The organism is Pseudomonas marginalis (genome assembly GCF_001645105.1).
Lineage (GTDB): Bacteria > Pseudomonadota > Gammaproteobacteria > Pseudomonadales > Pseudomonadaceae > Aquipseudomonas > Aquipseudomonas petroselini.
In genome coordinates this window covers 61,999-76,741 of record NZ_LKEG01000041.1, presented here as the reverse complement: position 1 = coordinate 76,741, position 14,743 = coordinate 61,999, and the positions used below count along the sequence as shown (strand labels likewise).

Here is a 14,743-nt window from a genome sequence, read left to right as displayed (position 1 = left end):
TGGGGGGCCGCCGCCACGCGCCATCCATGGCGCGGGGCGGCTAAACCGGCATCCCTGCCGGTTTACCCCCCAAATCCCTGTCGGATTACGGCCAGCGTGTTTGACGGGGCGCCTGAGATCAAAAGCGAGATCAAGATCAGGATCAACAGCGACTCGCTTCGCATCGTGGTTAGTGTGGTTGCTACTGCGTTGTGTAGATGCCTATGGTCATCGGGGGCAAGCCCCCTCCCACATTTTTTCCCGTGTCTACTTGGGGCTTTTTTTGACCAGCTTCATCACCACCACAAAAAACACCGGCACAAACACCACCGCCAGCGTCGCGGTGATCATCCCGCCGATCACACCCGTGCCGATAGCCTGCTGGCTGGCCGAGCTGGCCCCCGTGGCAATCGCCAGCGGCACCACGCCGAGGATGAACGCCAGGGACGTCATGATGATCGGCCGCAAGCGCAACCGTGCAGCCTTCAAAGTGGCGGTGATCAGGTCTTCACCCTGGTCGTACAGGTCCTTGGCGAACTCGATGATCAGGATCGCGTTTTTCGCCGACAAGCCAATGATGGTGATCAAGCCGACCTTGAAGAACACATCGTTGGGCATGCCGCGCAAGGAGACGGCCACCACTGCACCGAGCACGCCCAACGGCACCACCAGCAACACCGAGGTCGGAATCGACCAGCTTTCATACAATGCCGCCAGGCACAAGAACACGATCAGCAGCGACAGGCCGAGCAGCAACGGTGCCTGGGCGCCGGACAGGCGCTCCTGCAGCGACAATCCGGTCCATTCCTGGCCCAGGCCGGCCGGCAACTGGCTGACCAGTCGCTGGATCTCATCCATCGCCTCACCGGTGCTGTGCCCCGGTGCCGCTTCGCCGGAAATCGCGATGGCCGGGTAGCCGTTGTAACGGGTCAACTGCGTCGGGCCCTGGGTCCACTTGGCTTCGACAAACGCCGACAACGGCACCATCTTCCCGGCGTTGTTGCGCACGTTGATCTTCATCAAGTCCGCCACCTGGCTGCGCTGGTCACCCTCGGCCTGCACCACCACCCGCTGCATGCGGCCCTGGTTGGGGAAGTCATTGATGTAGGCCGAACCGATGGCCGAGGACAGCACGTTGCCGACGTCGGCAAACGACACGCCCAGCGCGTTGGCCTGCTTGCGGTCCACCTCCAACTGCACTTGCGGGGCTTCGGCCAGGGCGCTTTCGCGCACGTTGGCCAGGATCGGGCTTTTTGCGGCGGCGGCCAGCAACTCGGTGCGCGCCGCCATCAAGGCGGCATGGCCGACACCACCACGGTCCTGCAAGCGGAATTCGAAGCCGCTCGAGGTGCCCAGGCCATCCACAGGCGGCGGCAGGATCGCATAGGCGATCGCGTCCTTGAGCTCGCTGAAGGCCATGTTGGCACGGTCGGCAATCGAGGACGCAGAGTCATCGCTGCTGCGTTCCGACCAATCCTTGAGCGTGGTAAACGCCAGCGCCGCGTTCTGCCCCGAGCCGGAGAAACTGAAGCCCATGATCATGGTGGTATCGCCCACCCCAGGCTCGCCGGCGTTATGCGCTTCGATCTGCTCGGCCACCTGCACCGTGCGGTTCTTGCTCGCACCCGGTGGCAACTGGATGTCAGTGATGGTGTAGCCCTGGTCTTCCACCGGCAGGAACGAGGAGGGCAGGCGGCTGAACATCCATCCCAGGCCGACCAGCAGCACCAGGTAAATCAGCAGGTAGCGTCCGCTGCGCTTGAGGGCGTAGGCCACCCAGCCTTCATAGCGGTCGGTGAGCTGTTCGAAGCGCTTGTTGAACCCGCCGAAGAAACCGCCCTTGGCGTGGTGCTCATCCTTGGCAATCGGCTTGAGCAAGGTGGCGCACAGGGCTGGGGTCAAGGTCAGGGCCAGGAACGCCGAGAACAGGATCGAGGTGGCCATCGACAGCGAGAACTGCTGATAGATCACCCCCACCGAACCCGCCATGAACCCCATCGGCAGGAACACCGCCACCAGCACCAGCGTGATGCCGACGATGGCACCGGTGATCTGGCCCATGGCCTTCTTGGTCGCGTCCTTGGGCGACAGGCCCTCGGTGGCCATGATCCGCTCGACGTTCTCCACCACCACGATCGCATCGTCCACCAGGATGCCGATCGCCAACACCATGCCGAACATGGTCAGTACGTTGATCGAAAAGCCCAGCAACAACATGGTCGCGAAGGTGCCCATCAACGCAATCGGCACCACCAGCGTGGGGATCAGCGTGTAACGCACGTTCTGCAGGAACAGGAACATCACCGCAAACACCAGCGCCATCGCCTCGAGCAACGTGTAGACCACCTTGGTGATCGAGACTTTGACGAACGGCGAAGTGTCGTACGGGATCTTGTATTCCACATTGGCCGGGAAGAAGCGCGACAACTCGTCCATCTTCGCCCGCACCAGCGTCGCAGTGTTCAGCGCGTTGGCACCCGGTGATAGTTGCACGCTGACCGCGGTGGACGGTTTGCCATTCAGGCGCGTGGAGAACTGGTATTCCTGGCTACCGACTTCCACTCGCGCCACGTCGCCGATGCGCACGGTGGAACCGTCCGGGTTGGCCTTGAGCACGATGTCGGCGAATTCGGCCGGCGTCGACAGCTGGCCCTTGACCAGCACCGCCGCAGTGATTTCCTGGCTGTTCGTACCCGGCAAATCACCGATGCTGCCGGCGGATACTTGGGCGTTCTGCGCGCTGATCGCGGCGTTCACATCGGCCGGGGTGAGGTTGAAACCGATCAGTTTCTGCGGGTCGATCCAGATGCGCATGGCGCGCTCGGCACCATACAGCTGGGCCTTGCCCACACCGTCCAGGCGCTTGAGTTCGTTCATCACGTTGCGCGCCAGGTAGTCACTGAGCGCTACGTCATCGAGCTTGCCGTCGTTGGACGTGAGGGTCACCAGCAGCAGGAAGCCGGCGGAGACTTTCTCCACCTGCAAACCTTGCTGGGTCACCGCTTGCGGCAGGCGCGGTTCCACGGCCTTGAGGCGGTTTTGCACGTCAACCTGAGCCATTTCCGGGTTGGTGCCCGGCTGGAACGTCGCGGTGATGGTGGCCGAGCCCAGGCTGCTCTGCGACTCGAAATACAGCAGGTGGTCGGCGCCGTTGAGCTCCTGCTCGATCAGGCTGACCACGCTTTCGTCCAGGGTCTGGGCCGAGGCGCCCGGGTACACCGCATAGATCTCGACTTTCGGCGGCGCGACGTTGGGGTACTGCGCCACCGGCAGTTGCGGGATGGCGAGCGCGCCGGCCAGCAGGATAAACAGGGCCACCACCCAGGCGAAGATCGGGCGGTCAATAAAGAACTGCGGCATGACAGGTTATTCCTTTACGAGCGGGCTGGCGTCCACTTCAACTTTTTCACCGGGGCGCGCATGTTGCAGGCCTTCGACGACGATACGGTCACCGGGCTTGAGGCCGCTGCTGACGATCCAGCGGTCCTCGATCACCGCGCCCAACTCCACCGGTTGCTGGGTCACCGTTTGCTCGGCGTCCAGTAGCAGCACCATCGGAATGCCGGCGCTGTCACGGGTGATGGCGCGTTGCGGCACGCTGATGCCTTGCTTGTCGACGGCCTGTTCCAGGCGCACCCGTACAAAGCTGCCGGGCAGCAGGTCGAGGTCCGGGTTGGGGAATTCGCTGCGCAGGATGATCTGCCCGGTGCCAGGGTCGACGCTGATCTCGGCGAACAGCAATTTGCCCGGCAATGGGTAGAGACTGCCGTCGTCCTGGATCAGCGTGGCTTTGGCCTGGTCCTGGCCGACCTGCTTCAAGCGGCCGGCGCGGAAGGCCCGGCGCAGATCATTCAGCTCGCGGGTGGACTGGGTCAGGTCGGCGTGGATCGGGTCCAATTGCTGGATGATCGCCAGCGGCGTGGCCTCGTTCTGGCCGACCAGTGCGCCTTCCGTCACCAGCGCCCGGCCGATGCGCCCGGAAATCGGCGCGGTCACGGTGGCGTAGCCCAGGTTCAGCTTGGCGCGCTCGACCGCCGCCTTGTTGGCGGCGACCTCGGCGTTGGTCTGGCGCACGGCGGCGCGGGCGTTGTCGTAGTCCTGGCCGCTGATGGCGTTGCCTTCCACCAACTGGCTGTAGCGCTGCTCTTGCAGGCGCGCCTGGAAGGCATTGGCCTCGGCCTTGCTCAGGTTGGCCTGGGCGCTGTCGAGATCGGCCTTGAACGGCGCGGGGTCAATGCGAAACAGCACGTCGCCCTGTTTCACGTCGTGGCCTTCCTTGAACACCCGCTGCATCACCACGCCGGCGACTCGTGCGCGCACTTCGGCAATGCGCGGCGCGGCAATGCGCCCACTCAGTTCGCTGGTGATGGACAGGGGCTTGGCGGCGAGGGTTTCGATGCGCACTTTGGCCAGGGGCATTTCCGGTGCCTCGGCGGCGGATTTGTCACACGCGCTCAGGGCCAGGGTGAGGGCCAGCAGGCAAAACGGCGCAAACAGATTCTTCGACATGCTCTTATCCCAATATTGACTGGCGCATCCTAAAGTCACCTGCGCCGTGGTGCTGTGAAGCTGTGTAGGTGGTGTGTGAAGAAATGTAAGGTGCGGCGCGCGGGGCGCCGGGGGCGTATATCCTTGCACAATCCTGCACCACACCAACAAACCGCATTATTTGGAAACACCATGCCCAACATCCTCCTGGTGGAAGACGACGCCGCACTCTCCGAGCTGATTGCCAGCTACCTGGAACGCAATGGCTACCAGGTCAGCGTGCTCAGCCGCGGCGACCATGTCCGTGAACGCGCCCGCCTGAACCCGCCGGACCTGGTGATCCTCGACCTGATGCTGCCCGGCCTCGACGGCCTGCAGGTGTGCCGCCTGTTGCGCGCCGATTCGGCGGGCCTGCCGATCCTGATGCTCACCGCCCGCGACGACAGCCACGACCAAGTGCTGGGCCTGGAAATGGGCGCCGACGATTACGTGACCAAACCCTGCGAGCCGCGTGTGCTGCTCGCCCGTGTCCGTACATTGCTGCGGCGCAGCAGTTTGTCCGAGCCCCAGGCGGCCAACGACCAGATCATCATGGGCAACCTGTGCATCGACCTGTCGGAACGCACCGTGACCTGGCGCGGGCAGTCGGTGGAGCTGTCCAGCGGCGAATACAACCTGTTGGTGGTGCTGGCGCGGCACGCCGGCGAAGTGCTCAGCCGCGACCAGATCCTGCAGCGCTTGCGCGGTATCGAGTTCAACGGCACCGACCGTTCGGTGGATGTAGCCATCTCCAAGCTGCGCCGCAAGTTCGACGACAACGCCGGTGAGGCGCGCAAGATCAAGACGGTGTGGGGCAAGGGCTACCTGTTCAGCCGTTCCGAGTGGGAATGCTGAGCCATGTTCCGTGTACTGCTGCGCCTCTACCTGATCACCATCGTCACCTACAGCCTGGCGATCTACTTGATCCCCTCGCTGGTGATCCAGCTGTTTGAACACCGCTACATGAACTACAACATCGAGCAGACCCGCGGCCAGCAGAAGCTGATCGTCAAGCAATACCTGCGGGCACCGGTGGAACGCTGGTCACAGGTGACCGAGCAATTGGGCCACGACTTCGCGCCGCTCAGAGTGCAGTTGCTGCTGCGCCAGGACGCCAGCTATAGCCCCGCGCAGGAAAAACTGCTGGAGCAAGGCAAATCGGTGGTGCGCCTTGGGGAATGGGGCTGGATGGAGGAAATCAGCTCGCCGATCAATGAGCAATTCGTGGTCAAGCTGACGATCCCGCCGGATCCGATGGACATGAACGTGCTGTACTGGGCCATCAACGTACTGATCGTCGCCGCGCTGCTGGCGTGCCTGCTGGTGTGGCTGCGTCCGCACTGGCGCGACCTCGAGCGCTTGAAAAGCACCGCCGGGCAATTGGGCCGGGGCAACCTGGCCGAGCGCACGCGTATTCCGGCCAGCTCCAGCATTGGCAGCCTGGCTTCGGTGTTCGACACCATGGCCGACGACATCGAGCACCTGCTCAACCAGCAGCGCGACCTGCTCAATGCCGTCTCCCATGAATTGCGCACGCCGCTCACACGCCTGGATTTCGGCCTGGCCCTGGCGCTTTCCGAAGACTTGCCCGAGGCCAGCCGCGAACGCCTGCAAAGCCTGGTGGCGCATATCCGCGAGCTGGATGAACTGGTGCTGGAGTTGCTGTCCTACAGCCGCCTGCAAAACCCGGCGCAACTGCCGGAGCGGGTCGAGGTGGTGCTCGATGAGTTTATCGACAGTGTGCTTGGCAGCGTCGATGACGAACTGGAAAACCCCGAGATCGTCATCGACGTGGCGCTCGATTGCGCGGTGGAACGGTTCAGTCTTGATCCGCGCCTCACCGCCCGTGCCTTGCAGAACCTGCTGCGCAATGCCACGCGTTACTGCGAAAAACGCATCCAGGTGGGCGTCAAGGTGTGCCCCAAGGGCTGTGAAATCTGGGTCGACGATGACGGTATCGGCATCCCGCTCGACCAGCGTGAACGCATCTTCGAGCCGTTCTACCGCCTTGACCGCAGCCGTGACCGCGCCACCGGCGGCTTCGGCCTGGGCCTGGCCATCAGCCGGCGCGCCTTGGAGGCCCAGGGCGGCACCTTGACCGCATTGGCGTCGCCATTGGGCGGCGCGCGGTTCCGGGTGTGGTTGCCCAGCGTCGCCTGATCACAGCACTTTGACGGCGCGGCCGATCGCCTGGATCGGCCCGGTGGGCTTGCCGGTCGGCGAGCCGCGCGGGTCTTCCAGGGTCAGTTCGAACAGCTGGTTCTGCGTCAGCGGCGGCAACTGGTCCAACGGCACCGACAGCGTCTGGCCGGGTTTGACCAACCCCAGCGACACCGGCCCTTGCCAACCATCGCCCTTGGTCCAGAACTGCAGGGCCTTGTCCGCCGGTACTTCCATCACGCCCAATGGGATCAACTGAATCTGCTGGTTATTGCTGGCCTGAATCACCCAGCCCGGGGCCTGGCTTTGCGGAGCCACCAGCACCACCACAAAGCTGGGTTCCAGGTTGGGCGGACGGGTCAGCAGCAGTGCGGCCAGCACCAGCGTAGCCACCAGCCCGGCACCGGCCAGGCCACGCCATACGGCGAGCAGGTCCCACCAAGGTGTGCGGGCGCCGGCGGTGCTGCGTTCGATGCGTGGCCACAACTCGGAGGAGGGGGGCACGGGCTCCGCCAAGGCGGTCAACGGCAACAGGCGTTGCTCCCAGGCGTCCACTGCCGCGCGTAACTCGGCGTCGTGGCTCAGGCGCTGTTCCACTTCCGCGCGTTGTTCGCCAGGCAGGGTGCCCAGCACGTATTCGCTGGCCAGTTCGTCCAGTGGGTTGCTCATGTCATGCACTCCCGCAGCGCGGCGAGGCTACGTTTGATCCAGGCCTTGACGGTCCCCAGCGGGGTGTCGAGTTTCTGGGCGATTTCGCTGTGGGAATAACCGTCGACATAGGCATGCAGGATGCACGTGCGACGGGTCGGATCGAGCTGCTCCAGGCAGGTGTGGACTTGCCCCGTGCGTGCGCTGAACTCAAAGGTGTCGGTCGCAGCGACTGGCTCGTGTTCGTCGCCCAACGGGACTTCGCGATAATGGTTACGCACGACGTTGAGCGCCAGGTGGCGGGTCACGCTGAACACCCAGCCACGGGCCGACCCGCGAGTGGGGTCAAAGCTGCCGGCGCCGCGCCAGATCTTGATGAACGCGTCATGCACGATATCTTCGGCGAGGGACTTGTCCCTGACGATACGCAGCGCCACGCCAAGCAGATGGCTGCTTTCCTGCTGATAGAGCGCGCGCAAGGCGCGTTGATCGCCACGGGCGCAGGCCAGCAGACAGGCTTCGTAATCGAACACGCGGTGCTCCCCCCAACCAACGTCATTGGGGGCAGCGTAGCCGTATTTATTCAGTTGGCTGCCCAGAAGATGTAATCAGCCTTGTACTTGACCACTTCCTGCTTGCCCTTGTTGGCCGCCGTGCACGCGCTGTTCGGTGCTACGCCCCCCTCTAACGCAACCCGCTGGATGTAACTCACACCGCTCATCGCGCCCTTGCCTTCGGCCGGGTTGGCCTTGACCAGTTGGTAGGGAAGGTTGCCCGCACCGGACGGCGCCACGGCCAGCTGGGTGCCGGTGACTGTCGAACCGTCCTTGGCCTGCCAGGTGGCGGGTGGGCCGAAATAGGTGCCGACTTGCTTGCCGCTGCGGTCATTCAACACGGCCTTGGGGCCGACGAAGGTCCATTCGGTCTGGCCGGCGGCGTTGGCTTTGTCCCGGCACTCGTAGGTGATTTCGCCGACGCCGGTGGTCTCCAGTGCCACCTTGTGGCCGTCCGGCACTTTGATGCTGTCGGGCAAGCCGGTCTGGGCAAAGGCTGCGGGTGCGGCGGCGAGCAGGGCGGTGAGACAGAACAGTGCTTTAGCGTTCATGGGTACTTCTCCATTTCAGTAAAACAGGGGGATGACTGAAAGGACTACCCATGGCACGCACGATTGGATGCAGTGATTAGAAAATAAACGCGGGAGGGCGCACACTGTGCCCCCGCTTTACCCGAAGAGAGATTGGCAATGACTGGTGTTCACACGTCTGCTCAACAAGGTTTCTCTACCCAGGCCGTGACCTACGCCCAAGGTCGGCCGGATTATCCAAGGCAACTCACGGGCTGGCTGGCCGAGACCTTGCGCATCGACGCACAGTCGAGCGTGGTTGACCTGGGTGCCGGCACCGGCAAGTTCACCCGTTTGCTCAGCACCCTGGCGCCGACGTTGACCGCCGTCGAGCCCGTAGCGGCGATGGGCGCGCAGTTGCGCAAACTGCTGCCGGATGTGCGCCTGGTCAATGGCACCGCCGAATCCATCCCATTGCCTTCCGCCAGCGCTGACGCGGTGGTATGCGCCCAGGCATTCCACTGGTTTTCCACCGAGGCTGCCCTGGCGGAAATCCATCGCGTGCTCAAGCCCGGCGGCCGCCTTGGCCTGGTGTGGAACGTGCGCGATGAGTCGGTGGATTGGGTCGCTGCCATCACCGACATCATCACGCCCTACGAGGGCGACACCCCGCGTTTTCATACCGGGCTTTGGCGAGAGGCCTTCAACGGCGTGTACTTTTCCGCCCCCGACCTGACCTGTTTTCCCTACAACCATGTCGGCAGCCCTCAGGAGGTGATCATGGATCGCTTCCTCTCCGTGAGCTTTATCGCCGCGCTGGCTGATGGGCCCAAGGCGAGTGTCACCGCGCAATTGCAAGCGCTGATCGACACCCACCCTGCATTGAAGGGGCGTGACACGGTTGCCTTTCCGTATCAAACCCAAGCCTACGTCTGCCATCGCCTGAGCTAAAAGGCATAAAGTCAGATCATATTGATATAAGTCGTTATAAGAAAAATCGCTATCCTGCGGCCAGAAATTTATAAGGCCGCAGGTAGCTTTAATGGATGTAGGTAATGTTGGTTTCGTGGTGGCTGGCCTGATCGTTGGTTTTATCGTAGGGATGACCGGTGTGGGCGGGGGCTCGTTGATGACCCCGATCCTGCTGTGGTTCGGCATCAACCCGGCCACGGCGGTGGGTACCGACTTGTTGTACGCGGCGATCACCAAGTCCGGTGGGGTGCTGGTACATGGCAAGAACAAGAACATTGACTGGACAATCACCGGTTGGCTGACCTTGGGCAGCGTGCCTGCGGTGTTGCTGACGCTTTGGTTCCTGGCCAGCCTGCACACTGATCCCAGTGCGATGAACGCGGTGATCAAGCAGGCGCTGGGTGTGGTGTTGCTGCTGACGGCGCTGGCGATTCTGTTCAAGAAAAGCCTGTTGGCGTTTGCCCAGCGACATGCGGGCGATGACTATCACATGAGTCCGCGCAACCTGAATGTGTTGACGGTGGTGACGGGTGCGATCCTGGGGACCATGGTTGCCCTGACCTCCATCGGTGCGGGTGCGCTGGGGACTGTGGCGTTGTTTATTCTGTATCCGTTTCTGGCTACGCGACGGCTGGTCGGGACTGAGATCGCGCATGCTGTGCCGCTGACCCTGGTGGCGGGGTTGGGGCATGCCAGCATGGGGAATATGGATTGGCATTTGTTGGGGTTTTTGTTGATGGGGTCGTTGCCGGGGATCTATATCGGTAGCCATATGACTGGCAAGTTGCCGGATGGGGTGTTGCGGCCGTGTTTGGCGGTCATGCTCATGGCTATTGGCTACAAATTGGCCTTCTGATTGGGGGGGCATATCCGTTATAAAGCCTGTACGGCCCGGACACAGGGTTGACGGGGCGCCTAAGATCAAAAGCAAAAGCGCGGCGGCCTTAGAGCCGACGGGTGTGGCACCTGTCGATCGCGGTCCAAATGTGGGAGGGGGCTTGCCCCCGATAGCAGTTGGGCAGTCACAGATGCATGAGCTGACACACCGCCATCGGGGGCAAGCCCCCTCCCACAGTTTGATCTCCATACATCAGGTAGACATCGGCCTGCTTTTGATCTTGATGTCAAACACGTTGGCCGGAGTGAGGGCATGTCGAGCCTAAGCGAGGCACTGAGTGTTGGGGCGAAGACCTTACCCGCCACCCCCCCAAATAACGCATACACCCCCCAACCCAACAGCCAACTCAAGCCCCCGTCCCTGGCCCATTCCCAATCTGCCAAACAAACGGCGGCTCAACCCCATTGATCACCCAATTCCCCACAATCCTTGCCTTGTAGATCACCGGATTATGCGACGACACAGTCCGCGCATTCCGCCAATGCCGATCCAGCGCTTTCCCCTGGCGCACATCCGAAGCCCCCAATGCATTGAACAATTCACTGGTCGCACGCTGTATCAACTCAGACACCACCACCTGCGCGGTAGCCGACTCAATCTCCGCCGCCACGTTGGCCTCACGCTCCACTGCATCATCCCCACCAAACCGCGCCACGTACGCGCGTTGCGCCGGCAGCGTCGCTTTCAACGCGCTGGCCTCGGCGGCGTAGACCAGCGCAGCCACTTCGCCCACCACCTGTTGAACCTGTGCGTCCTGGCTGACATGGGGCGCATTGCCATGGCTGTAGATGCGTTTGCGGCTGCGCACCTGATGCGCCACATCGCGCAATGCTGCACGGCCGATGCCAGCCAGACTGGCCAGTAACACGAGCTGGTAAAACGCGGTCTGGTATTTGAATCGGGTGGCAAAGTCGATGACGTTGTCCGCGTCCACCACCGCATCGGTAAAGCGCGACGTGCCGCTGCCGGTGGTGCGCTGGCCAAAGCCGTCCCAGTCATCGCTGTGCACCACGCCCGGCTGGCGGGCGCGGGTGGCGGCGATCACATCGGCGCCGGTGTCGCTGCGTTGGGCGTACACATCGATCCAGTCGGCGAAAATGCTGCCGGTGCTGTAGAACTTTTCGCCGTTGAGTTTCCAGCTGTCGCCGTCGGCGCTGACCTGGGTGACCACATCGCCGATGGCCACGTTGCCGATCTCGGTCCAGGCGCAGCCGACGATATCGCCGTCCACGAAACGCTTGAACCACAGGTCGCGGCCGGCACTGGGCGGCGCGTTCAGACGGTCTTCGGCAAAGGCAAAATGCCCGCGCAGGGCCTGGGGGACATTGGAGTCGGCTTCGGCCAGCTCGATCAGCAACTCAAATAACTGCGGCAGGGACGCGCCGCCGCCGCCGTACTCCACCGGCACCCGCACCGCGCCAAAGCCGGCCTCTTTGAGCCACTGGATCGGCTCGTGGGGCAGGGTGCGCTGCTGTTCGCGCGCCAAGGCGCCGTCGGCGATGCGCTGGAAAATCGGCCGAAAGCGAGCGGCCAGGGTCGGGTAGTCGACACCGGTGGACAGCGGGTTGATGACGTGTTGTTCGGTCATGGGCAAGGCTCCGGGGCAGTGATCAATGCGAAGAGTGATTGCACAGTCCGTGCCGGGTGCCAGGGCCAATGTTTACGCGCCCTTCACGGCCTGTGCTGTTGCCCCAGCAACAGCGATCCAGCAAACCGTCGCAATCCCTGACATTTGCCGGTAAGCCGTGCCTGCCGGGTTTTTTCGCCGCAACCCTCATGGCGCGGGCGTTTCTCGTGGCCTGGCACGCTTGCTGCTCAAGCCTTGGGTACATCCCTATGTACGAGGTACCGCTCGATGAGTCAGCAAGCCGTGAAATTTGCCTATTGGGTGCCCAACGTCAGCGGTGGGCTAGTGGTCAGCAAGATCGAACAACGCACCCATTGGGGCATTGATTACAACCGCAAACTGGCGCAACTGGCCGAGGCGGCCGGCTTCGAATACGGTCTCACCCAGATCCGCTTCACCGCCGGCTACGGTGCCGAAAACCAGCATGAATCCGTGGCGTTCAGCCATGCGCTGCTGGCCGCGACCACCACGCTCAAGGTCATCGCCGCGATCCTGCCCGGCCCGTGGCAACCGGCGCTGGCGGCCAAGCAATTGGCAACCATCGACCAGCTCACCAATGGCCGTATCGCGGTGAATATCGTCAGCGGGTGGTTCAAGGGTGAGTTCCAGGCCATTGGCGAACACTGGCTGGAACACGACGAGCGCTATCGCCGTTCCGAAGAGTTCATCCGCGCCCTCAAAGGCATCTGGACCCAGGACGACTTCACCTTCAAGGGCGATTTCTACCGCTTCAACAACTACACCCTCAAGCCCAAGCCGCTGGGCCAGCCGGAAGTGTTCCAGGGCGGCAGCTCGCGGGCGGCGCGGGACATGGCCGCACGGGTGTCGGACTGGTACTTCACCAACGGCAACACCCCGGAAGGCATCAAGGCTCAGGTCGATGACATTCGCGCCAAGGCGGCGGCGAATAACCATTCGGTCAAAGTCGGCGTCAACGCCTTCGTGATCGCCCGCGACACTGAAGAGGAAGCCCGTGCGGTGCTGGCGGAAATCATCGACAAAGCCGACCCGGAAGCCGTCAACGCGTTTGGCGACGCCGCGAAGCAAGCGGGCAAGGCCTCACCGGAAGGCGAGGGCAACTGGGCCAAGTCCAGCTTTGAAGACCTGGTGCAGTACAACGATGGCTTCAAGACCAACTTGATCGGCACGCCACAGCAGATCGCCGAGCGTATCGTCGCGCTCAAAGCGGTGGGTGTGGACCTGGTGCTGGCGGGTTTCCTGCACTTCCAGGAAGAAGTCGAGTACTTCGGCAAGCGCGTATTGCCGCTCGTGCGCGAGCTGGAAGCCAAGGCCGGGATCAAGCAGGTGGCGTGAGCAAGGTTTTTCCAGGCGCAGGGCAGGGCTGTGGTCTTCGTAATAGTCGTTGACCACTGCCGCGCAGGCCTCGCGCTTTAGCAACTGCTGGCCCAGCCCAACGCCGCGTACGCGCTCTGCGCCGCCGAAACAGCACCAGTGCATAGCCGAGCAGTTGCCCGTCTTCTTCCGCTACCAGCAATTGGCCATGGGCGCAGCTGATCATCCATTAATTCAGGCACATCGAAGGGGGATGAAACCGATAGCGGGTACGACGATGTAAATGTGGTGAGGGAGCTTGCTCCCGTTGGCGTGCGTAGCGCGCCTTTCTTTAGGGCCGCTGCGCAGCCCAGCGGGAGCAAGCTCCCTCGCCACAGGTCATTCGCCAGTCTGCACCTGCAGGGTCAGGACTTCAAAACCATCCGCCGTCACCGCCACGGTATGCTCCCACTGCGCCGACAAGCTGTTGTCCTTGGTCACCACCGTCCAGCCGTCTTTCAGGCTGCGCACTTTGGCGCTGCCCTGGTTGAGCATCGGCTCGACGGTGAACACCATGCCTTCACGCAATTCCAGCCCGGTGCCGGGGCGACCGAAGTGCAACACCTGCGGTTCTTCATGCATCTGCCGGCCGATGCCGTGGCCGCAATACTCGCGCACCACGCTGTAGCCGTTGGCCTGCGCGTGGCTCTGGATGGCATGGCCGATATCGCCCAGGCGGGCGCCGGGCTTGACCTGGCGGATGCCGGCCCACATGGCTTCGAAGGTCATCTCGACCAGGCGCCGGGCTTTGGGGGCGACGGTGCCGATCATGTACATCTTGCTGGCGTCGGCGATATAGCCACCTTTTTCCAGGGTGATATCGATGTTGATGATGTCGCCGTCCTTGAGAATCTCCTTGGCGCTGGGCATGCCATGGCACACCACCTCGTTGATCGAGGTGTTGATGGAGAAGGGGTAGTCGTATTGGCCGAGGCTGGCGGGACGGGCTTTGAGGTCATGGCGGATGAAGGTTTCGACGGCGCTGTCCAGCTCCAGGGTGGAGCGGCCGGCGGCCACGAAGCCATCGAGCATGGTAAAGACCTGTGCCAGCAGGCGTCCGGATTCACGCATCACGGCCAGTTGTGCGGCGGTCTTGATCATCAACGGCGCCCCCGGATCAGGTCGGGCTTGTCCAGCAACAGTTTGTTGATCAACTCGTTGTAGGGCAGGCTGGGATTGAGTTCGGCGAGCAGGCCGATCTTGATCCAGAATTCGGCCTGGGCGTTGATGGAGCGGTCCATCGCGGCGCTGGCCAGGCGCAGTTGTTCATGCAGTTGGTCGGTGATCTTGACGATGCCCATGGTTTTCACTGTACGGTATGGATATACAAAGCGTATACGTTTCGTATGTTAAACGTAAACCCCCTCACCGCGAAATGGCGCTTGGCCATTGACTTGCCCGCCCGTCGCCGGTTAGTTTCGCCCTATGACTTTTCAAGCCTTCCGCAGCCAGCCAAGCATTATTACCGCCATTCCTCATTTGGCGGGATAGCGCACGGATGTACCCAAACCCGCCCTAGAGGCGGGTTTTGTTTTTC

Annotated in this window: 13 protein-coding genes and 1 pseudogene; 5 read left to right on the top strand and 9 right to left on the bottom strand. The window is 62.7% G+C overall.

Annotation, left to right across the window (positions count from 1 at the left end; all coding sequences use genetic code 11):
• Positions 1-246 precede the first annotated feature (246 nt).
• Together AO064_RS14920 and AO064_RS14915 are read right to left on the bottom strand one after the other, a co-directional pair.
• Positions 247-3,339 carry an efflux RND transporter permease subunit gene (locus tag AO064_RS14920; RefSeq protein WP_064053819.1) on the bottom strand — a complete coding sequence of 1,031 codons (3,093 nt, stop codon included), beginning with the start codon at positions 3,337-3,339 and terminating at the stop codon, positions 247-249.
• Between the two features lie 6 nt (positions 3,340-3,345).
• Positions 3,346-4,488, bottom strand: coding sequence for an efflux RND transporter periplasmic adaptor subunit (locus tag AO064_RS14915; RefSeq protein WP_064053818.1), 1,143 nt, complete (start codon positions 4,486-4,488; stop codon positions 3,346-3,348).
• Between the two features lie 171 nt (positions 4,489-4,659).
• On the opposite strand from AO064_RS14915, the gene AO064_RS14910 reads away from it, so the two are divergent.
• Positions 4,660-5,361, top strand: coding sequence for a response regulator (locus AO064_RS14910; RefSeq protein WP_064053817.1), 702 nt, complete (start codon positions 4,660-4,662; stop codon positions 5,359-5,361).
• Positions 5,362-5,364: 3 nt separating this feature from the next.
• A complete protein-coding gene (locus tag AO064_RS14905; protein ID WP_064053816.1) occupies positions 5,365-6,666 on the top strand; it encodes an ATP-binding protein in 1,302 nt (433 codons plus the stop codon).
• On the opposite strand, the gene AO064_RS14900 is transcribed toward AO064_RS14905, so the two are convergent.
• Genes AO064_RS14900 through AO064_RS14890 form a run of 3 tightly spaced genes read right to left on the bottom strand, consistent with a single transcriptional unit; the run spans position 6,667 to position 8,419 of the window.
• Positions 6,667-7,335, bottom strand: coding sequence for an anti-sigma factor (locus AO064_RS14900; protein ID WP_064053815.1), 669 nt, complete (start codon positions 7,333-7,335; stop codon positions 6,667-6,669).
• The gene (locus tag AO064_RS14895; RefSeq protein ID WP_064053814.1) at positions 7,332-7,847 is read right to left on the bottom strand and encodes a sigma-70 family RNA polymerase sigma factor; all 516 of its coding nucleotides are present in this window, start codon (positions 7,845-7,847) and stop codon (positions 7,332-7,334) included. The genes AO064_RS14900 and AO064_RS14895 overlap by 4 nt, the downstream gene beginning before the upstream one ends.
• Positions 7,848-7,897: 50 nt before the next feature.
• Entirely contained in the window at positions 7,898-8,419 is a 522-nt protein-coding gene (locus tag AO064_RS14890; RefSeq protein WP_012723914.1) for a DUF3455 domain-containing protein, read from the bottom strand.
• 138 nt (positions 8,420-8,557) lie between these two features.
• On the opposite strand from AO064_RS14890, the gene AO064_RS14885 reads away from it, so the two are divergent.
• On the top strand, positions 8,558-9,328 hold the full coding sequence (locus AO064_RS14885) for a class I SAM-dependent methyltransferase (RefSeq protein ID WP_064053813.1): 771 nt from the start codon (positions 8,558-8,560) through the stop codon (positions 9,326-9,328).
• Positions 9,329-9,419: 91 nt separating this feature from the next.
• Positions 9,420-10,205 carry a sulfite exporter TauE/SafE family protein gene (locus AO064_RS14880; RefSeq protein WP_012723916.1) on the top strand — a complete coding sequence of 262 codons (786 nt, stop codon included), beginning with the start codon at positions 9,420-9,422 and terminating at the stop codon, positions 10,203-10,205.
• Positions 10,206-10,593: 388 nt separating this feature from the next.
• Here AO064_RS14880 and AO064_RS14875 read toward each other — a convergent pair whose 3' ends face one another.
• Entirely contained in the window at positions 10,594-11,835 is a 1,242-nt protein-coding gene (locus tag AO064_RS14875; RefSeq protein ID WP_064053812.1) for an acyl-CoA dehydrogenase family protein, read from the bottom strand.
• Between the two features lie 267 nt (positions 11,836-12,102).
• Here AO064_RS14875 and sfnG point away from each other — a divergent pair, with 267 nt between their 5' ends.
• The gene (gene sfnG, locus AO064_RS14870) at positions 12,103-13,188 is read left to right on the top strand and encodes a dimethylsulfone monooxygenase SfnG (protein WP_012723918.1); all 1,086 of its coding nucleotides are present in this window, start codon (positions 12,103-12,105) and stop codon (positions 13,186-13,188) included.
• Here sfnG and AO064_RS31290 read toward each other — a convergent pair.
• From AO064_RS31290 to AO064_RS14860, 3 genes and pseudogenes are all read right to left on the bottom strand, one after another.
• A pseudogene (locus AO064_RS31290) lies at positions 13,180-13,396 on the bottom strand (ribosomal-protein-alanine acetyltransferase); the annotation flags it as partial. The gene sfnG and the pseudogene AO064_RS31290 sit on opposite strands and share 9 nt — an antisense overlap.
• A gap of 149 nt (positions 13,397-13,545) precedes the next feature.
• Positions 13,546-14,307, bottom strand: coding sequence for a type I methionyl aminopeptidase (gene map / locus AO064_RS14865; protein ID WP_064053811.1), 762 nt, complete (start codon positions 14,305-14,307; stop codon positions 13,546-13,548).
• The gene (locus AO064_RS14860) at positions 14,307-14,507 is read right to left on the bottom strand and encodes a ParD-like family protein (RefSeq protein WP_064053810.1); all 201 of its coding nucleotides are present in this window, start codon (positions 14,505-14,507) and stop codon (positions 14,307-14,309) included. The genes map and AO064_RS14860 overlap by 1 nt, the downstream gene beginning before the upstream one ends.
• Between the last annotated feature and the right edge of the window lie 236 nt (positions 14,508-14,743).